20 protein-coding genes are annotated in these 21,770 nt (G+C 39.2%); 10 read left to right on the top strand and 10 right to left on the bottom strand.

All coding sequences use genetic code 11. The features are described from left to right. The first annotated feature begins 53 nt into the window (after positions 1-53). Positions 54-878: a bifunctional DNA-formamidopyrimidine glycosylase/DNA-(apurinic or apyrimidinic site) lyase gene (gene mutM / locus J671_RS06010; protein ID WP_031981649.1), complete on the top strand. Its 825-nt coding sequence runs from the start codon at positions 54-56 to the stop codon at positions 876-878. 19 nt (positions 879-897) lie between these two features. Further along, positions 898-1,188: a peptidylprolyl isomerase gene (locus J671_RS06005; protein ID WP_002051379.1), complete on the top strand. Its 291-nt coding sequence runs from the start codon at positions 898-900 to the stop codon at positions 1,186-1,188. A gap of 11 nt (positions 1,189-1,199) precedes the next feature. On the opposite strand, the gene J671_RS06000 is transcribed toward J671_RS06005, so the two are convergent. The 3 genes from J671_RS06000 to typA all read right to left on the bottom strand — a co-directional run bounded on the left by J671_RS06000 (position 1,200) and on the right by typA (position 4,214). Continuing rightward, a complete protein-coding gene (locus J671_RS06000) occupies positions 1,200-1,553 on the bottom strand; it encodes a gamma-glutamylcyclotransferase family protein (protein ID WP_006580343.1) in 354 nt (117 codons plus the stop codon). Between the two features lie 137 nt (positions 1,554-1,690). Next, entirely contained in the window at positions 1,691-2,122 is a 432-nt protein-coding gene (gene mscL / locus J671_RS05995) for a large conductance mechanosensitive channel protein MscL (RefSeq protein ID WP_006580342.1), read from the bottom strand. A 256-nt stretch (positions 2,123-2,378) separates the two neighbouring features. Beyond that, positions 2,379-4,214 (bottom strand): translational GTPase TypA, encoded by a 1,836-nt coding sequence (gene typA / locus J671_RS05990; RefSeq protein ID WP_004712053.1) that lies wholly within the window; start codon positions 4,212-4,214, stop codon positions 2,379-2,381. A 178-nt stretch (positions 4,215-4,392) separates the two neighbouring features. Here typA and J671_RS05985 point away from each other — a divergent pair, with 178 nt between their 5' ends. The 5 genes from J671_RS05985 (at position 4,393) to J671_RS25925 (ending at position 9,958) form a co-directional block, all read left to right on the top strand. Further along, the gene (locus J671_RS05985) at positions 4,393-5,751 is read left to right on the top strand and encodes a uracil-xanthine permease family protein (RefSeq protein ID WP_004712050.1); all 1,359 of its coding nucleotides are present in this window, start codon (positions 4,393-4,395) and stop codon (positions 5,749-5,751) included. Positions 5,752-5,817: 66 nt separating this feature from the next. Further along, positions 5,818-6,831 (top strand): class I SAM-dependent methyltransferase, encoded by a 1,014-nt coding sequence (locus J671_RS05980; RefSeq protein WP_031981648.1) that lies wholly within the window; start codon positions 5,818-5,820, stop codon positions 6,829-6,831. Between the two features lie 21 nt (positions 6,832-6,852). Next, the gene (locus J671_RS05975; RefSeq protein ID WP_031981647.1) at positions 6,853-8,313 is read left to right on the top strand and encodes an amino acid permease; all 1,461 of its coding nucleotides are present in this window, start codon (positions 6,853-6,855) and stop codon (positions 8,311-8,313) included. A gap of 277 nt (positions 8,314-8,590) precedes the next feature. Beyond that, positions 8,591-9,796, top strand: a complete 1,206-nt coding sequence (locus J671_RS05970) for an RtcB family protein (RefSeq protein WP_031981645.1) — start codon at positions 8,591-8,593, stop codon at positions 9,794-9,796. Positions 9,797-9,799: 3 nt separating this feature from the next. Further along, positions 9,800-9,958, top strand: coding sequence for a hypothetical protein (locus J671_RS25925; protein ID WP_004712046.1), 159 nt, complete (start codon positions 9,800-9,802; stop codon positions 9,956-9,958). A gap of 124 nt (positions 9,959-10,082) precedes the next feature. Here J671_RS25925 and omp38 read toward each other — a convergent pair whose 3' ends face one another. Then, positions 10,083-11,132, bottom strand: a complete 1,050-nt coding sequence (omp38, locus tag J671_RS05960; protein ID WP_031981644.1) for an outer membrane protein Omp38 — start codon at positions 11,130-11,132, stop codon at positions 10,083-10,085. Between the two features lie 379 nt (positions 11,133-11,511). On the opposite strand from omp38, the gene J671_RS05955 reads away from it, so the two are divergent. The 3 genes from J671_RS05955 to J671_RS05945 all read left to right on the top strand — a co-directional run bounded on the left by J671_RS05955 (position 11,512) and on the right by J671_RS05945 (position 13,880). Beyond that, on the top strand, positions 11,512-12,027 hold the full coding sequence (locus J671_RS05955) for a GspH/FimT family pseudopilin (RefSeq protein ID WP_031981643.1): 516 nt from the start codon (positions 11,512-11,514) through the stop codon (positions 12,025-12,027). Between the two features lie 108 nt (positions 12,028-12,135). Next, the gene (locus J671_RS05950) at positions 12,136-13,311 is read left to right on the top strand and encodes a thiolase family protein (protein WP_031981642.1); all 1,176 of its coding nucleotides are present in this window, start codon (positions 12,136-12,138) and stop codon (positions 13,309-13,311) included. Between the two features lie 125 nt (positions 13,312-13,436). Further along, positions 13,437-13,880, top strand: coding sequence for a VOC family protein (locus tag J671_RS05945; RefSeq protein WP_002051396.1), 444 nt, complete (start codon positions 13,437-13,439; stop codon positions 13,878-13,880). Positions 13,881-13,932: 52 nt separating this feature from the next. Here the strand turns inward: J671_RS05945 and J671_RS05940 are convergent, their stop codons facing one another. From J671_RS05940 to J671_RS05915, 6 genes are all read right to left on the bottom strand, one after another. Next, complete coding sequence (locus J671_RS05940; RefSeq protein ID WP_016804642.1) at positions 13,933-14,286, bottom strand: DMT family transporter; 354 nt, start codon at positions 14,284-14,286, stop codon at positions 13,933-13,935. A 78-nt stretch (positions 14,287-14,364) separates the two neighbouring features. Next, positions 14,365-14,850 (bottom strand): DUF934 domain-containing protein, encoded by a 486-nt coding sequence (locus J671_RS05935; protein ID WP_017394128.1) that lies wholly within the window; start codon positions 14,848-14,850, stop codon positions 14,365-14,367. After that, positions 14,843-16,486 carry a nitrite/sulfite reductase gene (locus tag J671_RS05930; protein WP_031981641.1) on the bottom strand — a complete coding sequence of 548 codons (1,644 nt, stop codon included), beginning with the start codon at positions 16,484-16,486 and terminating at the stop codon, positions 14,843-14,845. The genes J671_RS05935 and J671_RS05930 overlap by 8 nt, the downstream gene beginning before the upstream one ends. 163 nt (positions 16,487-16,649) lie before the next feature. Further along, a complete protein-coding gene (locus J671_RS05925; protein ID WP_031981638.1) occupies positions 16,650-19,055 on the bottom strand; it encodes a glucose/quinate/shikimate family membrane-bound PQQ-dependent dehydrogenase in 2,406 nt (801 codons plus the stop codon). A gap of 174 nt (positions 19,056-19,229) precedes the next feature. Then, positions 19,230-20,462, bottom strand: a complete 1,233-nt coding sequence (locus J671_RS05920; RefSeq protein ID WP_079377139.1) for a carbohydrate porin — start codon at positions 20,460-20,462, stop codon at positions 19,230-19,232. Positions 20,463-20,617: 155 nt separating this feature from the next. Continuing rightward, positions 20,618-21,736: a CaiB/BaiF CoA transferase family protein gene (locus tag J671_RS05915; protein WP_031981637.1), complete on the bottom strand. Its 1,119-nt coding sequence runs from the start codon at positions 21,734-21,736 to the stop codon at positions 20,618-20,620. Positions 21,737-21,770: the final 34 nt, after the last annotated feature.

Below are 21,770 nucleotides of genomic sequence, written 5' to 3'. Positions count from 1 at the left end.
ACCACACGTTATACTTGATTAATCCAGTATATCTGTTAATTCTGCGAGTTGGCATGCCTGAGTTACCCGAAGTCGAAACCACCAAAACCAGTTTATTTCCCTTATTGAATCAAAAAGTTTTAAGTGTTGAAGTACGTAATCCTAGCTTACGTTGGCCAATACCAGATGATATTCAAAAACTTGTTGGGCAACGCCTGATTGGATTAAATCGTCGTTCAAAATATATTTTGGCAGAGTTTGAACAAGATCAAATGCTCTGGCATTTAGGCATGTCAGGAAGCTTTCGTCTGTGTCAACCAAACGATGAATTGAGAAAGCATGATCATCTGATTATTCAATTTGAAGATCAGCAGTTACGTTACCACGACCCACGTCGTTTTGGCTGCATTCTTTGGCTTAACCCTGAAACTCAAGGCAAACTCATCGACACTTTAGGGCCAGAACCATTAAGTACTGACTTTCATGCAGAATATTTAGCTTCCAAACTCAAGAATAAAGCTGTCGGCATAAAAATTGCACTCATGGATAATCATGTAGTGGTTGGTGTTGGCAATATCTATGCAACCGAAAGCTTGTTTAATGTAGGCATTCACCCAGCTCAGCCTGCTGGCGATTTGACTATGCAACAAATTGAGAAACTGGTTATCGAGATTAAGCGAATTTTGAAGTCAGCAATTGATTTAGGCGGCTCGACTTTACGAGACTACAGCAATGCCATGGGTGAAAATGGTTATTTTCAACAGACTTTACTCGCTTATGGTCGTGCCGGAGAAATGTGTGTTAACTGTGAAACCACATTAGAAAACTTAAAACTCGGTCAGCGCGCCAGTGTATTTTGCCCACAATGCCAACCGCTTAAAAAGCTGAGAAAGCCTTAATTTTTTGGAGGAAGACAACATGCAAACAGCAATTGTCCGACATATTTTAGTCAAAGATAAAGACTTAGCCGAACAGCTAAAAAAGAAGCTACAAAGTGGGGCTGACTTTGCCAAACTTGCCAAGCAATACTCCACTTGCAATTCAGCAAAACGTGGTGGAGAACTCGGTGAAGTCAAAAAAGGACAGTTGGTACCTGTTATAGACAAAGTCGTTTTTACTGCTGCTGAACGCGTGTTACAAGGTCCTATCAAAAGCCAGTTTGGCTATCATCTTTTAGAAGTTAAATTCCGAATGGGTAGCTTACGTTAGGACTCATTAATTTAATTGTCGTTTTCAAAAGTTTTAGCCTGTGCATTCATTTGATATGTCCAGGCTTTAATATATTCACCCGACTCTAGTTTTATATCAGCGATTACACGTTGGTATTGAAAGCCTTCAAAGTCATCTAACATTTGCCAGTTTTCAGCAAGTTTTTCTGTGCTAAACACATAACCTTCTATCCAATCTGCTTGCGAATCTAACTCTAACGCTTTTAAACCTTTGTCTGGGCCCCACTCTAAAATATGAATTACCCCTCGTACACTAGCTTTCGTCCAGCTTCCACCAATCTGCTCTAAAATATGAGCATTTGCTTTATTAGGACATAAGGTTCCATATACAAAAAGCTGATTCATTAATTTATGTTCCTTGTTCAATATGCTTAGCTAAACTTAACTGCGACCTTACAATTTTATCAATATCTCTAGTCCAGTATAAAATGTGATGTAATAAAAAACGGTACTCTAAGTACCGTTTTTTATTTGAAATCTGCTTAAGCTTTCTTTTTCAACTCATCACGAATTTCGCGCAATAATTGCACGTCTTCAGGAGTTGCAGCTGGAGCTTCTGGCTCATTCTTATCACGGCGAAGTTTGTTTAATAATTTAACCATTAAGAACACAACCCAAGCCAAAATCAGGAAGTTAATTAAAATGGTCAGGAAGTTACCATAAGTTAGTACATTGATACCTGCTTTTTGTAAGGCATCTAGAGATTGTAAGTTATTAGGGTTCGCACCTAATACGATAAATTTCTGCGAGAAATCAACACCTCCACCTGTAATTACAGTGATAAGCGGCATGATGATATCTTTTACTAACGAGTCTACGATTTTGCCAAAAGCACCACCAATAATTACACCAATGGCTAAATCCATCATATTGCCTTTAATGGCAAATTCTTTAAATTCTTGAATAATACTCATCTAAACATCTCCAGATGTAGGGGGGAGGAACACATCATATTTTTCTTTTTTCACTGGCCTCTTATCCGTCTAGATAGTACTCGCCATGATATTGATAATTTAATATTTTTTTCAAAAAAAGAAAGCTATTTCACACTTTAACAACATATTTGCTTACAAGAAAAATATGATTTTAAGTTTACTTTCAGCTTTACCAGTAAGCAATAAAAAACCGCTAAACGAATTTAGCGGTTTGTCTTTTTTCATTTAAGAAAAATTATTTATCACGATTACGTTTACGTTCGTTTTCAGTCAAGTAACGCTTACGGATACGGATTGATTTTGGAGTAACTTCTACTAACTCGTCATCTTCAATGAATTCAAGCGCTTGTTCAAGCGTAAATTCAATTGCTGGTACTAAAGTTAAAGCATCATCTGTACCAGATGCACGAACGTTAGTTAATTGTTTCGCTTTAGTTGGGTTTACAACCATATCGTCTGAACGAGAGTTAATACCCACGATCATACCTTCGTAAACTTCTAACTGTGGTTTAGCGAACAAACGACCACGGTCTTGCAAGCTGAACAATGCATAGCCCAAGCAAGTACCTTGAACCATAGAAATCAACACACCGTTTTGACGTTTCGCAACAGTACCTTGTTTAACAGGGCCATAATGCGAGAAGCTTGAAGTCATGATCCCTGTACCAGAAGTCATAGTCAAGAATTCAGAACGGAAACCGATAAGACCACGTGAAGGAACAGTCGCTTCAATACGGATACGGCCTTTACCGTCAACTTCCATATTAGTCATTTCGCCTTTACGGTGACCCATTTGTTCCATTACAGCACCTTGATGCTGTTCTTCAACGTCAAACGTTACGTTTTCGTAAGGTTCTTGTCTTTCACCATCAATTTCTTTGATGATTACTTGTGGACGTGATACGCCCATTTCAAAACCTTCACGACGCATGTTTTCAATTAAAACTGAAAGGTGAAGTTCACCACGGCCAGATACTTTGAAACGGTCTGGACTGTCAGTATCTTCAACACGTAAAGCTACGTTGTGAATTAATTCGCGATCAAGACGTTCACGGATATTACGTGAAGTTACGAATTTACCTTCTTTACCAGCAAACGGAGAGTTGTTTACTTGGAAAGTCATAGATACTGTAGGTTCATCTACAGATAAAGCTGGTAATGCTTCAACATTTTTCGGATCACAAATCGTGTCAGAAATGTTAAGTGCATCAATACCAGTAATACATACGATGTCACCAGCAGATGCTGAGTCAACATCAATACGCTCTAAACCATGGTAACCCATGATTTTTAAAATACGACCGTTACGTGTATTGCCATCTTTGTCAATTACAGTAACAGGAGTGTTTAATTTTACTGAACCGCGTTGAATACGACCAACACCGATAACGCCTACGAAGCTGTTATAGTCAAGTGATGAAATCTGCATTTGGAATGGACCATCAACGTCAACCGCTGGTGGTTCAACGATGTCTACAATCGTTTCGAACAACGGAGTCATATCTTCTGCAAGTTCTTCAGGAGCAGGACCCGCTACACCACGTAAACCTGATGCATAAACGATTGGGAAATCAAGTTGCTCATCAGTTGCACCAAGGTTATCAAACAAATCAAACACTTGATCGATTACCCAGTCTGGACGCGCACTTGGTTTATCAACTTTGTTGATAATAACGATTGGTTTTAAACCACGAGCAAAGGCTTTTTGTGTCACAAAACGAGTTTGTGGCATTGGGCCTTCTTGAGAGTCAACAAGAAGTAATACGCAGTCAACCATCGACATAACACGTTCTACTTCACCACCGAAGTCGGCGTGTCCCGGGGTGTCCACGATGTTGATACGGTAAGTTGTATCAGTACGCTTATCCAACCAAGTAATAGAAGTGTTTTTCGCTAAGATGGTAATACCACGTTCACTTTCAAGCGCATTCGAGTCCATGACACGCTCAATCTCGCCTGCTCGGTCACCGAGAGCACCTGATTGCTGAAGTAGTTTATCGACAAGTGTGGTTTTCCCGTGGTCGACGTGCGCAATAATTGCGATATTACGGAGATTTTTGATATCTGACATGAAAATTAGAAACGCCTGAAATTTGAGGGCAAATTATACAGAAAAACACTACTCTTGAGTAGTGACAGTTTATTGACATTGACAAAAAAATTTCCCAATAGCTTGTATTTCGTTTTGTAAAGATAGGTATCTCGATTAGAATAGCGCCAATTTGCGAAATTGCGGCGTACTTACCCCCATGTCCAATCAACCATCACAAGACCATCTTGACCTCGTTTATGGACTAGATGACCGACCAAAACCCTTCGTGGCTTTTCTAGCAGCTTTTCAACATTTGCTTGCAATTATTGTCCCGATTGTTACACCTGGACTTCTCATTTGTTTAGCTTTGGGCGTTTCACGTACCGAAACTAACATGATTTTATCCATGTCTTTGGTCATTTCAGGAATTGCAACTTTCTTACAATGCAAAAAAGTTGGTCCTTTCGGTGCAGGTCTACTCATTGTTCAAGGAACAAGCTTTAACTTTATTGGACCAATTATTGGTATCGGTAGTGCAATGGTTGCTGCAGGTACACCAGTAAATCAAGTTATGGCTGCTATTTTTGGTGTGGTGATTGCTGGTTCATTTATTGAAATGGGTGTTTCACAAATTCTGCCATGGGTAAAAAGACTGATTACTCCGCTTGTGACAGGTATTGTTGTCCTTCTGATTGGCTTGACACTTATTAAGGAAGGCTTGATTAGTATGGGTGGTGGTTATCAAGCCATGCAAGATCATACTTTTGCAAGTTCTGATAACCTTATAATGTCTTGTACAGTTCTTGCCATCATTATTATCTTAAACCGCATACGCATAGTGTGGATTAAAAGCTCAGCTATTTTGATTGCTTTAGTTATTGGCTACATTCTTGCCGGCTTCATGGGTTATTTAGATTTCTCTGGTCTAAAAGACGCCCCAGTCATTCAAATTCCAACACCAATGCACTTTGGCTTAAGCTTCTCATGGGGCTTATTCATTCCAATGGCATTCATTTATTTGGTGACTTCATTAGAAGCAATTGGTGATGTCACAGCAACCAGCAAACTTTCAAACCAACCTGTAGATGGCCCTCAGTGGATGCAACGCATTAAAGGTGGCGTGTTAGTAAATGGCGCAAACTCTTTACTTGCAGGATTATTTAATACTTTCCCTAGTTCTGTTTTTGCCCAAAATAATGGTGTTATTCAACTCACGGGTGTGGCTAGTCGTTACGTAGGGATCTGGATTGCAGCTTTACTCATTATATTAGGGCTATTCCCAGCTGTAGCGGGTGTAATACAAGCTGTACCACAGGCAGTATTAGGCGGAGCAGTTATGGTAATGTTTGGTGCAGTTGCTGCCTCAGGCATTAACATTCTTTCATCTATCCATCTCGATCGTCGCGCACTTTTAATTATTGCGATCTCACTTGCACTCGGTTTAGGTGTTGCCCAAGTTCCACAAATTTTGGAACACTTACCAGAGTTATTTAAAAATATTTTTAGTTCTGGTGTAGCAACAGGTGGTATTGCAGCACTAATTTTAAATATTGTTCTACCTGAAACCCACAAATAACCTATTTTTTAATTTTTTGATTACTGCCCAGTTTCCACTGGGCATTCTTCTTCATGAGAGATGTACATGGATCCTAGAAGTGAAGTGGTTTTAAGACAGCAAGACTATTTAAAAGGTAGACTCTTGTTGATTAATGCACCCAATGATGCCTTAGTCAGTCAATTACCTACTACGGTTGATGCCTCAGTCTGGACATGGAATTATGCTGACTACCAAGGTTTCATTAATACAGGTACCCCAGCACATTTCTCAGTTGAGTTTCCATCACAAGAATTTGATCAGGCTTTAATTTTTGTGCCTAAATCAAAAGAGCTTTTAAACTATATATTGCATGTAGTGATGAGCCATTTAAAAGCTGATCAATCAGTTTTTCTAGTAGGTGAGAAAAAAGGCGGTGTTGAAAGAGCAGCTAAACAATTACAAAGTTTTGGCCAGATACTTAAAATCGATAGTGCACGCCATTGTCAATTATGGCATTTAAAAATTGAAAAAACTGAAAAAATCAAGCCTCTTGAAAGCTGGTTAAAAACCTATACTGTTCAAGCAAATGAACAAGAACTTACCATTTGCGCGCTACCTGGCGTTTTTAGTCAAAATCATTTAGATGTCGGAACTGCTGTTTTACTCCCTTATCTAAATCAGGTGAAATCAGGTAGAATTGCCGACTTCGGGTGTGGTGCGGGAATTATCAGTTGCTATTTGGCAAAAGTAAATTCAAGTAATATTATTCATGCCCTAGATATTGATGCCTTCGCTTTACGGTCAACGGAAATGACTTTTAGTCGAAATGGAATAGGTTCAGACCAGTTGAGATTGCAGCCCGTTACGGGAATTGCAGACGCCCCAACAGAACTTGATGCCATTGTCAGTAATCCCCCCTTTCATCAAGGTATTCATACCAACTACGATGCAAGTGAAGGACTCTGCCAGAACGCTAAAAAACATTTAAAGGCATCAGGTGAGCTATGGATTGTAGCAAACCGTTTTTTAAACTATCCGATCTTAATCGAGAAGCACTTTGGTCAGTGTGAGATTAAAACTGATCTACAAGGCTTTAAGGTGTTATATGCCTGTGCATAACAAACTATGTAAGGAATCTCCATGAGCGAAACACATGCTCCTGAAAAACTCCAGCGAAAGCTTGGGGCTCGTCATCTGAATATGATCGCCATTGGTGGTTCCATTGGTACAGGTCTCTTCCTTGCTTCTGGTTCAACCATTGCAAATGCAGGCCCAGGTGGGGCGTTACTCGCCTATTCCCTCATTGGTATTATGATTTATTTCTTAATGACCAGCTTGGGCGAACTTGCAACTCATACACCGACATCTGGCGCATTCTTCACCTATGGCAGTCGCTATGTGGAAGAAGGCTTTGGTTTCGCACTAGGTTGGAACTACTGGTATAACTGGGCAATCACGGTTGCGTTTGAACTCGTTGCAGTACAGTTTATTATGAAGTTTTGGTTTCCAGATATTCCTGGGTTCTATTGGAGTGCGCTCTTCCTCGTCATTATTTTTATGATTAATGCGATGAGTGTAAAAGGATTTGGCGAAAGCGAATTCTGGTTTTCAATGGTTAAAGTTATCGCTATTGTTGCCTTCATTATCATTGGTATTGCCATGATTATTAAGGTGATGTTGACACCAGGTGTGGCCACTTTTGGTAATTGGACTTACAAAGATGCGCCTTTTGTAGGTGGTTTACAAGCCATGATTGGTGTTGCCATGATTGCAGGGTTCTCATTTCAGGGAACCGAAATGGTGGGTGTGGCTGCGGGTGAATCGAAAGATCCAAAGAAAACGATACCACTTGCGATTAAACAGATTTTCTGGCGAATTTTATTATTCTATATATTGTGTATTTTCATTATCGGTACACTCATTGCCTATGATGATCCAAACCTATTACAAGCTGCGACAACAGAAAATGTTGCACTTTCTCCTTTTACCTTGCTTTATGAAAAAGTAGGCTTTGCTTTCGCTGCGAGCTTAATGAATGCGGTTATTTTGACAGCTATTTTGTCGGCAGGTAACTCAGGTATGTATTCTTCTACCCGTATGTTATTTGATATGGCTCAACAAGGCCGAGCACCAAAATGGTTTGCAAAACTCGACAATCGTGGTGTTCCAATGAATGCCTTATATGCGACTACATTTATTGCTGCATTCTGCTTCTTAACGACTTTTATTGGGGAAAAACAAGTCTTTAACTGGCTTCTCAATATGTCTGGGATGTGTGGTTTCATTGTTTGGCTAGGTATTGCAATTTCACATTATCGTTTCCGTAAAGGTTATATTGCTCAAGGTTATAAGCTCGACGATCTTGCCTACCGTGCTAAGTTTTTCCCATTTGCTCCATGGTTTGCCTTTATTCTTTGTTCTGTCATTATTTTAGGACAAAACTATCAAGCTGTTTTAGGTGGAAAAATTGACTGGATGGGCTTACTTTCTACCTATATTAGCTTGCCTTTATTCTTAGTAATTTGGCTCGGATATAAATGGAAAAATAAGACTAAATTAATACCTTACGATCAAATGGATGTAAAACCAGAGCAAGATTAATAGTACGCTTAAAGAGCTAATCAAAAATAACTAAATGTCAAAAACTTGATCTTTAGTTAAAAACAGGTAAAATGCCGTTCAGATTTTCAACGGCACTTTTTAAAAAAGGAGGACATCATGCCAACACTACAAGGTAAAACACAGTAACGATTTGGCACGATGTCAGCTCACGGACAAGTGTACAAATTTAATTCACTTGTCCGAATGCTCGAATTTAAGACCTAGCATTCGCTAGGTTTTTTTATGCCTATTCGGACAGAAAAATAAGAGAAAAATTATGGGCATACAAAAAATATTAAACGAAGAGGCACTCTATGGTGTGCCGGTTAAAATTTTCACTCAAGATATAGACAGTGAAAGTATCGAACAACTAAAGAAAATGGCACAACTGCAATTCATATACTCACATATTGCTGTTATGCCAGATGTTCACGTAGGAAAAGGCGCGACTGTAGGTAGTGTTATTCCGACTAAACATGCAATTATTCCAGCTACAGTCGGTGTAGATATTGGTTGTGGAATGAATGCAATTCGTTTGAGTCTAAAAGCATCACAACTTCCAGATAACTTAAGCCGTTTACGTGATGCAATCGAACGTAAAGTACCCGTCGGTTTTGCTTTACATAAACAGGTCAAAGCTAAGGCGTCGAGTATTATTCCACTCGAAAAGCGTTTACAACCGATTATAAAGAAGCATCCAGGTCTAGTTCGTATGCTTCGGCAGTTTGATGCAACTTGGCAAAAACAATTAGGGACATTAGGAGGTGGTAATCATTTTATAGAATTATGTATTGATGAAAATCAAGATGTATGGGTCATGCTCCATTCAGGTAGTCGCGGTCTTGGTAATGTCATTGGTACTTATTTTATTGAACTCGCCAAGAAAGAAGCACAACATCGCTTCGGGCATGTACCTGATAAAGACCTAAGTTATTTTGCTGAGGGCTCAAACAGTTTTAATGATTATGTAGAAGCTGTGGAATGGGCACAAGAATATGCTTTCGAAAATCGCAAAGAAATGATGCGATTAATCTTAGAAGCTATTCGACCTCTTCTACCCTCTTTTCAAATGACAAAAGAAGCAATTAATTGCCATCATAATTATGTAAGTCGAGAAACCCATTTTGGTGAAAATCTTTTAGTTACCAGAAAAGGAGCGATTAGAGCGGGTTTAAATGAGTTAGGAATTATTCCAGGTTCTATGGGAGCACGTTCTTATATTGTTAGAGGAAAAGCTAATCCTGAGTCTTTTTGTTCTTGCTCTCACGGAGCTGGCCGCAAAATGAGCCGAAGCAAGGCAAAAATACTTTTTAATCAACAAGACTTAATTGAACAAACGCAAGGAATTGAATGTCGTAAAGACAGTGGTATTGTCGATGAGATTCCAAGCGCTTATAAGGACATTGATGAAGTTATGGCGAACCAGTCAGATCTTATTGAAGTGGTCCATACACTTAAACAAGTTTTATGTATTAAAGGTTAAAACATGAAAATTAAAGAAATGCCAAAAATTAAGGCTCGCAACCACGTAGCCCTTTCACCTTTACTTCAAAAAGGTGGCATGCATGAGACAGAAAAACCTCGTGCACAGCATCGTCGAGATAGACAAGATACTAAACAGCAATTAAAAAAAGGTGTTTGGTAATACTGATCTAAATGAATAACTGAATACATATTATCAAGGAGATAGAAAAATGAAAAATATTTTAAAAATCACAATAAAAAAAGCGACTCTAACGAGTCGCTTTTTTACTGTTCAGAAACTCAAATTATTGAGCTTGTTGACCAGGTTGAACTACTACAGTACGGCTACCAGTAATTGTCGCGAATACACGACGGTTCATAGCACGACCTTCTTTAGTTTTGTTGTCAGCAATCGGTTGATCCCAAGCGAAACCTTGAGTAGACAAACGAGAAGCGTCAACATTGTATTCGTTTACAAGAGCTGATTTAACAGAGTTAGCACGAGCTAAAGATAAACGTTCGTTCAACTTACGTGGACCAGTGTTATCTGTGTGACCTTCGATACGTGCAGTAGCGTTAGGGTATTCAGATAATTTTTCAGCAACTTTAGCGATTTCTGGCTTGTATTGGTCTTTGATGTTTGATTTGTTAGTATCAAAGAACACACGAAGTTCCATGTTAAGGTCTTCAGTTAACTCTTGTGGTTGTGGAGCAACTGGAGTTGGTTCAACTGGAGCAACTTCTACTACAGGAGCAGCAGGCTTCAAGTGACCACCAAGAACTACGTTTAAACCAGCAAGAGCTGTATAGTTCCAGAATTGTTCATCAAAGTTATAAGTACCACGAGCTTCTGTACGAAGAGATAAAGCATCGTTGATGCGATAGAATGCACCGATACCAGCATTACCTAAAGTACCTTCTTCACTTGTGTGGTAACCAAGATCAGGAATCTCGTATTTGTAGTGACCAGCACCTAACAATACGTATGGCTTAAATTTGCTGTCATAGTTTTTAGTAATTAAATCAGAAGTAACATAGAAATTACCGTTGATTTGTTTTTGTTTGTATTCAGCATTTGGAGCACCAGCAATACCGTTTACATCACCTTTAACTTGGTTATATTCAGCTTCAAAACCTAACCATGGTGTTAACTCAATACCTAAAGCTGCACCAACGAATAAATCGTCTTGTAGCTCAGGGCTTTCTGTTAAACTACCTTTGTCACCACCGTTATTGTGTTGGCTGTCTTGCCAAGTGTAACCAAGCAATAATGGAGTAACTGTTACGCCAGCATTAGCAGCAGCTAATGGAGCAGCAACCAGCATAGTAGCAAGTGCAATACGACTCAATTTCATGGATATCCTCCAGAGATAACAATTGTTGTTCAAGCTCAGCCTAAATTTATTGGCCCCTGAGATATTTTTACCCCAGTATTATTTTTAAGCTATTCACATTTGAATCATACAAACACTTGATAAACTTTCCAAGTGCTTGATAATTTTAATCAAGTAAATTATTGACAAAATTACTTACAATTTCCGTTGTAATTCGGTAATTTTTTACTCAACTAGCAAAAATGAATAACTTCTTTGTTTCGCTTGCGGTGATTTTACCAGTATTCTAGCCAACTGATAACCCTTATTTAATTTTGTGTTTCCTTATTATAAAAAATAATATAAATCATTGTCAGAAAACATAAAATTGCTCTATTTATACATATATTAAGGTTTCTTAATGTTTAGATCTCCTGGTTTTACTATAGTTGAGCTCTCTATAACCCTCGTAATTCTTGTGATTATGTCAGTTATAGTCATTCCTTTATACCATCAATTTATGGCATCTGTAGAATTAAAAAATACCTCGCGTGTACTCACAATTCATATACAAAAAGCCAAATCGGACGCAATTATTCAGCATAAGAACATTGTTCTGTGTCCAAGTTCAGATCAGGTAATCTGTAATACAGATTGGAATAAACACTTAATCAGCTTCGTAGATAGTAACCGCAATCTACAGCATGATTTAAATGAAGAATTATTAACCTCTATAGATCTTAACCATACTTATGGTTCTATGAAATTACAACGTTTTGGTAAAAAACAAAATAGTATTGTTTTTCAAGGAAGCTCGGGACTTCCAATCGAGTCTAATGGTAGTTTTATGTACTGTTCTTATGATCAGCTTAAAAATTTTAAATTAGTTCTTAGCAAAATGGGGCATGTGCGTGTCGAAGAATTAAAAAATTGTTAGAACTCTACAGTCTAATGCCGAGACCAATACATCCCTCATTTTGCAATATACTGCTTAAGTTTTAATGTTTTCTTAATTTGAGATAAAGAACAATCGGAGATTACAACAATGACTGACATCGTAATTGTTAATGGTGCTCGTACTGCTATGGGTGGTTTTCAAGGATCACTATCTGGTCTAACTGCTCCTGAACTAGGTGCAGTAACAATTAAAGAAGCAATCGCACGAGCAGGCTTGCAACCTACTGATGTCGAAGAAGTCATTATGGGTTGTGTACTACCTGCGGGTTTAAAACAAGGCCCTGCCCGTCAAGCGATGCGTAAAGCTGGTTTACCTGATTCTACAGGCGCAGTGACGATTAATAAGCTTTGTGGGTCAGGCATGAAAGCCGTGATGCAAGCAGCAGACATGATCAAAGCAGGCAGTGCTGAAATTGTGGTTGCAGGTGGCATGGAGTCAATGACTAATGCTCCTTATGTATTGCCCAAAGCACGTGCTGGTTACCGTATGGGTCATGGCGAAATTAAAGACCATATGTTCTTCGACGGTTTAGAAGATGCTGAAACAGGTCGTTTAATGGGTTCATTTGCTCAAGATATGGCAAATACACGTGGTTATACACGTGAGCAAATGGATGACTTTGCCATTCGCTCTTTAAAACGTGCTCAAACTGCAATTACTGAAGGCTATTTCAAAGATGAAATCGTTCCTGTTACTGTCTCTACACGTAAAGGCGATGTGATTGTTGACCAAGATGAACAACCTTTAAATGCGAAGATTGATAAAATTCCTTCACTTAAACCAGCTTTTGCAAAAGACGGTACAATTACCGCAGCAAATGCGAGTTCTATTTCTGATGGTGCTTCTGCATTGGTATTAACATCAAGTGAAGTTGCAGCACAACGTGGCTTAAAACCGCTTGCTAAAATTATTGCAACAGCTTCAAATTCTCAGCATCCTTCAGAATTTACCATCGCTCCTGTGGGTGCTATCGAGAAACTTCTTAAAAAAGCTGGGTGGAATGCTCAGGACGTTGACCTTTGGGAAATTAATGAAGCATTTGCTATGGTTACCATGTGCCCAATTGATGATTTCAAACTTGATGCAGAGAAAGTGAATATCAATGGGGGGGCTTGTGCCCTAGGTCATCCGGTAGGTTCTACAGGTTCTCGCATTATTCTTACACTTATTCATGCGCTTAAACGCACTGGCGGTAAAAAAGGTATTGCCGCACTTTGTATTGGTGGTGGTGAAGCAACAGCTGTTGCCATCGAAATTCTTTAATTAAAATCTGTTTAAAATCCCACTTCGGTGGGATTTTTTATGAAAAATTTACAAAAAAAGACCCACAAAATCACTTTTAAGTTTTAACTTATTCCTTTAAACGAAAACAACAATGGACAATAACAATGCAACTCAATCACTATCTCAATTTCCAAGGTCAGGCAGAACAAGCCTTTAATTTTTATAAATCGGTCTTTGGTGGTGAATTTGCTATGCTGAGCCGTTATAGCGACATGCCACCTAACGAGGGTGTAACATTATCTGAAGCCGAAAAAAATTTAGTGCTGCACGTTTCTCTACCGATTAATGAGTACACAGTACTCATGGCATCAGACACTATCGATCAATTCTGTACCCCGAATAGCGTATTTACTAAAGGTAATAATCATTACATCGCAATTAACCTTGAAAAAGATGAGCAAGAAAAAGCAAAACAGCTGTTCGATGCTCTATCTGTAAATGGACAAGTTGAAATGCCATTAGAAAAAACTTTCTGGGGTGCATTATACGGTGCATTTACCGATCAGTTTGGCATCAAGTGGATGGTTAACTGTCAGCTTGATACATAATGTTTTTTAAGATCAGTCCCTTATAGAGACACTTACTATTTCTATAAGGGGCTTAAACATTAATATTAGAATACTGTGCAATAATCATTAAACCAACGGTAATAAAACCTATACCTACCCATCCAGCTACATCAATATTCTGTCCAAGAAAAATCTTTGCAAGAAAAGCAGTTGCTAATACACCAATTCCAGACCAAAGCACATATAAAATTCCCGCCTGCATATATTTCAAAGCAATAGCTGCACATGCAAAAGACCCAATATATAAAACTAGAGCAATTCCTTGAGCAGTTTTATTAATTAATCCATTGCCTTTAGCCGAATAAAATGTTGAGAGCACATCTGCCGTAATAGCAAATATTAACCACCAAGCACCGGGATTTATTTTTGAAATTAAGCCTAACATTCTTATTCTTCATTCATTTATTAAAAAGTAATTATAAAAAAAGCTGAACCTAAGTTCAGCTTCTTCATTTAAAATTATTTAAGCACCAGTTTGATAACTTGCTTGCGGTACGGCTGTTGAAGCTTGGTACGGGTTGGTAAAGTCTTGCAAACCAGCTGCCGCCTCTTGCACATCTTTACCTTCTTTAATTACAAAACTATCAAAACCTGAGCGCTTTAAGTAGTTTAAGACATCCTTAAACACATCGCCAGTTGCACGCAGTTCACCTTGGAAACCTTGACGACGTAATAACGCTGCAAATGAATATCCACGACCATCACCAAAGCCAGCAAACTCAATAAAGATCGCATCAAGTTCACTAAGTGGGAATGTATGATCTTCTGGTGAATCGCTCACAGTCACATACAAAGCTTTTTTGCCTTGAACGTTAGCTAATTGATCGAGTTGAGCTGTTGTTACAACAACATCACCTTGAGGAACCACACCATCTTCAGCAATGATTTGATAAGTATTGTCTGCAATCGTGCCGTCTTTATAAAGCACTGGTAGAGCTGTATTAAGCATATGCACGCTCCTTAAATGGTTGAATTCCTACACGGCGATATGTATCGACGAAACGCTCACCTTCAGTACGTAAATCAAGATAAGTATTTAATACTTCTTCAATAACGTCTGGAACAGCATCTGCTGCAAATGATGGGCCTAAGATGTCACCGATAGAGGCATCATGGTCTGAATTACCACCTAATGTAATTTGGTAGAACTCAGCGCCTTTTTTATCTACACCTAAAATACCGATGTTACCCACGTGGTGGTGACCACAAGCATTCATACAACCAGAAATATTTAGATCTAAATGACCAAGATCATAAACTTTGTCTAAGTCTTCAAAACGACGTGTAATCGCTTCAGCAATTGGAATTGATTTCGCATTTGCAAGTGAACAGAAATCACCACCCGGACAGCTAATAATATCGGTAATAAAGCCGATATGTGCACGTGCCATATTGTGTTGTTCAAGGGCTTGCCATACATCGAACAAGTCTTTTTGAGGCACATCTGCCAAAGCAATATTTTGTTCGTGAGTGGTACGAAGCTCACCGAACGTATATTTATCAGCAAGATCTGCAATAAAATTCATTTCTTCGGTGGTCATATCACCCGGTGCGATGCCTGCACGTTTTAGAGAAATCGTAACAATACGATAGCCTTTCACTTTATGTGCATGCGTGTTGATATTGAACCATTGTTTGAATTTTGGATGCTCAGCGAATAAATCCGTGAAATCTTCATCTGCCAAATCTTGATAATCAAACGGAGTGAACTCTTCATCCAGTTTTTTCAAGATTTCTGGCTGAATTTTTAATGCTTCACGTGTGTGTTCGAATTCAGCTTCAACTTTCTGTGCAAACACTTCAGGCGTTAATGCTTTAACCAAGATTTTGATACGCGCTTTATATTTGTTATCACGACGGCCATGCAAGTTATAAACACGAAGAACAGCTTCTAAGTAAGCAATTAAATCTTCACGTGGTAAAAACTCACGAATGACACTACCAATGATGGGAGTACGGCCTAACCCCCCCCCAGCCATAATTTTATAGCCAATTTCACCTGCCTCATTACGCACGATATAAACACCAATATCGTGGAATGCAGTTGCTGCGCGATCTTTTTCTTCAAGTGCAGAGACAGCAATTTTGAACTTACGTGGCAAGAATGCAAATTCAGGGTGGAATGTACTCCACTGACGAATCAATTCACATGTTGGGCGAGGGTCTGCAATTTCACCAGCAACCACACCCGCATATTGGTCAGTTGTCGTGTTACGAATACAGTTACCACTCGTTTGAATGGCATGCATTTGTACAGTTGCAAGTTCTGCCAAAATATCCGGCACATCTTCAAGTGCAGGCCAGTTTAACTGAATGTTTTGACGTGTTGATACGTGTGCATAACCACGATCATATTTTGTTGAAACTTCAGCAATTTTACGTAATTGTTTTGAATTCATTAAGCCATACGGCACAGCAATACGCAGCATAGGCGCATAACGTTGCACATATAAACCATTTTGCAAACGTAATGGACGATATTCATCTTCAGAAAGTTTGCCAGCTAAATAGCGTTCAGTCTGATCACGGAACTGAGCAACTCGTTCATTAACCAGCTGCTGGTCGAAATCGGTATATAAATACATGGCGTATGGCTAGTAGATTCATTATTAAGGCGGATAGCATAGCGAGCTTTTATTCATCAATAAAATGCTTTTTTTGCATATTTAATAACGATTTTATTGATAAGCTTATATACATCGATATAAAAAAGCCCAGATAAATCTGGGCTTTTTTGATAGCAAACGTTTATTTGTTATCTGGCAATGCATAAGCCACTAAATAGTCGCCCATTTTTGTACCAAATGAACCATGACCACCGGCCATGATCACTACATATTGCTTACCGTTGATTTCATAAGTCATTGGTGTTGCTTGTCCACCTGCTGGTAAACGCGCTTCCCATAATTTCTTACCATTCGTGACGTTAAACGCACGGATGTAGTTATCTTGAGTTGCACCAACAAACATAACATTACCGGCAGTAGAGATTGAACCACCTAAACCAGGAACACCAATTTTAACAGCTGGTAATTGGAACAGTTTTGGTAAGCTATCACGGATAGTACCAATACGTTTTTTCCAAACGACTTCATGAGTTTTCAAATCTACGCCAGCCACATATCCCCAAGCTGGTTGTTTACAAGGTAAACCAAGTGGAGATAAGAATGCGCTGATTTCTACACCATACGGTACGCCATACATTGGCTGAACGCCTTGCTCAGTACCTGCACCTTTTGCAGTTTGCGCACGGTTTGGATCAGCAGGAATTAGACGACTTACAAATGGCAAGCCAATCGGATTCATGACAGCAACCTGACGATCAGGGTTAACTGACATACCGCCCCATTCAAACACACCTAAGTTACCAGGGAAAACTAAAGTACCGTTTTCAGATGGTGGTGTATAAATACCATCGTAATTGAGACGTTTGAATGACACACGACACATGAGCTGATCAAGCATTGTGGCACCCCACATATCTTTATCAGTCAATTTATCTTGTGGTGCCAAGTTCAATTCAGAGAATGGCTGAGTTTTTGAATAATGTTCGCCTTTAGTCTGTGGTCCGCGTTTAACTGTTTGTGGAACTGGTTTCTCAGTTACAGGAACAATTGGCTGACCATTACGGCGATCAAGAACAAAGGCATTACCTGTTTTAGTCAATACATAAATTGCTGGAACAGTTTTACCAGATTTGTCTTTAATATCTGCCAAAGATGGTTGTGACGGTACGTCCATATCCCATAAGTCGTGATGGGTTGTCTGGAAGTTCCAAATCAATTTACCAGTTGAAGCATTAATCGCTAACATAGAGTTCGCATAACGTTCTTTCAACTCGGTACGGTCACCACCCCAAATATCTGGAGTACCTACACCTGTTGGAACATAAACGATATCAAGTTTGGCATCGTATGCTAAAGGTGCCCAAGCATTTGGAGAGTTATGAACAAATGTTGTGCCTTCACCTGGCATAGCATTTGGATCTGCTGCGCCAGTATCAAATACCCAAAGAAGCTTACCAGTGTTCACGTCATATCCACGAATCACACCAGATGGCTCTTTATTTGAATAGTTGTCTGTCACAGAACCAGCAATAACTACTGTTGAACCTGTCACAACACCTGGAGATGTTGGGTTATAACCACCTGGATAAGCATATGGCATAAACTCTTGTAAGTTCACTTCACCATTTTGGCCAAAGTCAGTACATGCTTTACCAGTATCAGCATTCACAGCCACTAAGCGCCCGTCATTAACTGGAACAAAGACTTTACGTGGACATTGTGTAGAGCTAGATTTCTTGCTTTGGAGACTCGTTGCAAACTCAGTAGTATTGTTTGCATCGTAGTACATTACACCACGACAAGTTAAATGCTGGAACGATTTATCCGTTTTAAGTTTCGGATCAAAACGCCATTTTTCTTTACCAGTAGCCGGATCAATCGCAATTAATTGTTGGTGAGCCGTACAGATAAACATGTTATTACCAATTTTAATTGGCGTAACCTGATTGGTTGTTTCACCAGAATCATTATCTGTTTTGAAATCACCAGTACGTAGTGTCCATGCTACTTTCAAGTCTTTGACATTTTGGTCATTAATTTGTTTGAGCGGAGAATAACGCTCACCAGCTTGAGTACGACCATAAGCTGGCCAATCACTCTCTGCTACACCTGGAACGGCTTGAGCAGTTTCTGGTTGAGGAGTTTTTATCTCACCATTAATTTCTTGTGGATCGTTGAAGATAGAATAAACCATCAACACGATTGCAATCGCTAAAGTTGAAGATAAGGCAACTTTACTTGATCCAAGGTTGTTGATTCCACGAGTCACTGCCGGAACCAATAACCATAAACCAAGAATACCTAAAATATCTAAACGAGGTGCAAGCGCCCAAAAGTCTGTTCCAACTTCCCAGACACTCCAGATAATAGTACCTAGCATTAATGCAGCATAAACCCACAAAGCGGTTGAAGCGCGCTTGTAGAGTTGCCATGTAACAATGAGAAGTAAGACTCCAGCTACAATGTAGTAAATTGAACCGCCTAGTGTAGCGAGCCAAATACCTCCAATTAACAGGAATAACGCCAATAACCCAATAATGATTACGGTAAACGTCGTTAATCCTGATCTTAAAGAAGGTTGATTCATAAACCACCTCTTATCAATCATCATTTTTATCGGAAAGATGTGCCAAAAACCTTATAGAAAAATGGCATCACCAATACATATAAAACAAAATTCAGGCATAAAGAAAAAAACGGAAGGTCTGGATACTTCAATCAATGATTTAGCCCTCGACAATCCGTTTTTCGGAATAATTACTTAGAATACGGTTGAGAATTTAATACCGCCTACCCAAGTGTTATCACCATTTTTTAATGCACCAACATGACGAACATATTGCACATTTGGACGAATAGTTAGCCAGTTAGTGGCATGAATACCATAGTAAAGCTCGGTATTGTATTCAGTGTCATATTCTTTGGCTTGAATATCGCTCCAGTCATCATTGATATGAATACGAGCAACGCCAAGTGCCAACTCATCTTGTGGACGTTGATTGAGCAAACCTTTGTAGACTAAGCCTACATTTTGCATGTTATCAACTTTATTAGTATCTGAATCGTGGAAAGTAAGGTTCACAAAACCTGTTAAACCGCGATCAGTTTGATCAGCTGGCTGGAATAATTTTTGTTTCGCAGTTACCCAAACACCTTGCTTATGAGATGTTTTGGTTGGATTAGTAATTTCCTCTGCATCAGCAGTGCTGTAGTAATAACCTAAACGGTATTCACCAGGCATGCTTTGCACGCCTAATTTAGGTGACCAAACGACCTCTGCCGGAATAATTGCACCGTGAGAACCATCTGTGCTTAGGTTGAAACCTTTGCCACGCTCCAAGTTCTCTGGGTTATATTCATATACACCAATTTGCGTATATAAATCGGGTTGCACATTATATTTAACACGCATTGCCCATTGGCTAACTGGCCAGTTATACCATTGGTCACCAACCCAGTTACCCACTTGTGAACCACAGAGGGCCAAGTTCTGGAAGTCACAGTCAAAACTATTAAAGTCTTCACCTTCACCAAAACGACCAACTTTCACATCTAACTTCTGATCAAGGAATTTTTTCTTAATCCACAAGTCTGTTAAACGCCAAGTTTGCTCACGCCCCCACACTTCTTGTGCAGAACTAATGTGTCCAGCTAAAGCTGGAGAATGTTCAGAAAGCGATTGCCCATCACGATAAGTTAAAGTGATTTGAGCTTCAGTATCTTGCCACCCTAAAATTTTACCTAGGTCCAAATGCGAACCTAAAGCAAGTTGCCCTGTATAAGCGCTACCGTGTGTAGAAGTATTCTTTGAATCTAAAATACCGGCGTATTCACCGGTATATCCAAAAGAAAAATCATAACCTTGTGCTTGTAACGCTGTACGTTGCCCGTTCCAATCACCCAACATCCAAGAACTATTTGGGTCAAATGCAGCAGCAGCTTGTGCATGCTGAACAAAAAGAGTAATTGATAAAACGGATAAACAGGAAACCATCAAAGATTTATGCGTTTTCATGTTTACGAACCTTTTATGTCTTTGTTTATAAAGGTTACGCTAATTTTATGTAAAGAAATTATTCAAAATGTTAATCAATTGATTAATCAGATAATAATCTTAGTACTTACTGTATAAGAAATAGCCCTCTAACCTTACCACTGCCCCTCGCCAAGCTTTTGACCTACAAAGGAATATCGCATTTGGGAACGTGAGAACTTAATTGGGCATGCAACTTGAGGTTCTGTATCTGCCGTATTATTTTGCAAAGGTACATTCACAATCCATCCACGTTGTTGTGCTAACGGTGAATTTAAAGCCTCACTTAAACTCAATACTGGCTCTACACACACATCAAGATTTGCAAAAATTTCATGCCACTCTTTAAATGTTTTGGTTTTAATTTTTTCCTGAATGGCTTGTTTAACTTCCTGTCGATCTTCGGCATCTAATGATGCGCCTTTTTGCAATAACACAGGTAAATCTAATGCAGCAGACAACCCAGCCATAAATTGTGGTTCAAGACTGCCAATCGAAAGATAACGACCATCTTGAGTCATATAATAGTCATAGAAAATACCTCCATTAAGCATTCCCTGTTCTGGCGCCTGTTCAACTTGTCCTGCAAGCTTAGCTGACGCAGCCATACTATTTAGACTCGCCACACAATCCGTCATGGAAATATCAATATATTGGCCTATACCACTACGGCTGCGCTCAACGACCGCAGCCAAAATAGCAATAACTGCATGTAATGATCCACCTGCAATATCGGCAACTTGAATGCCAAGCGGTGGTGGACCACTATCTTGTCGGCCACTATATCCAGCAATACCTGCTAAAGCTAAGTAATTAATGTCGTGTCCAGCTCGATCTTTGTAGTTTCCTGTTTGTCCATAACCTGTAATTGAGCAATAAATTAAACGCGGGTTAATTTCTGCAAGCGTTGCATAGTCCAATCCTAAACGGCGCATGACATCTGGTCGAAATTGTTCTATGACAATATCAAACTCGGAAATCTTGGCTTTTATCAGATCAATACTGGCAGCATCTTTTAAATCGAGAACAATCGACTGTTTATTTCGGTTTAGATAACTATGTGCAGTCGCCTGTCCATTGGCATATGGCGGCATTATCCGAATGAGATCTGGACGGGATGGAGATTCGATATGGATGACTTCTGCCCCCATATCGGCCAAATACATTGTGGCAAAAGGTCCAGGTAAGAGCGTTGAGAAATCGAGAACTTTAAGTCCATTTAATGCTGTCGTCATCGTATTTTTAACCACTATTATTCGAATTTTCTTT

It is taken from the genome of Acinetobacter sp. 1130196, from assembly GCF_000588095.1.
Lineage (GTDB): Bacteria > Pseudomonadota > Gammaproteobacteria > Pseudomonadales > Moraxellaceae > Acinetobacter > Acinetobacter nosocomialis.
This window is presented reverse-complemented; position numbering and strand designations above follow the sequence as displayed.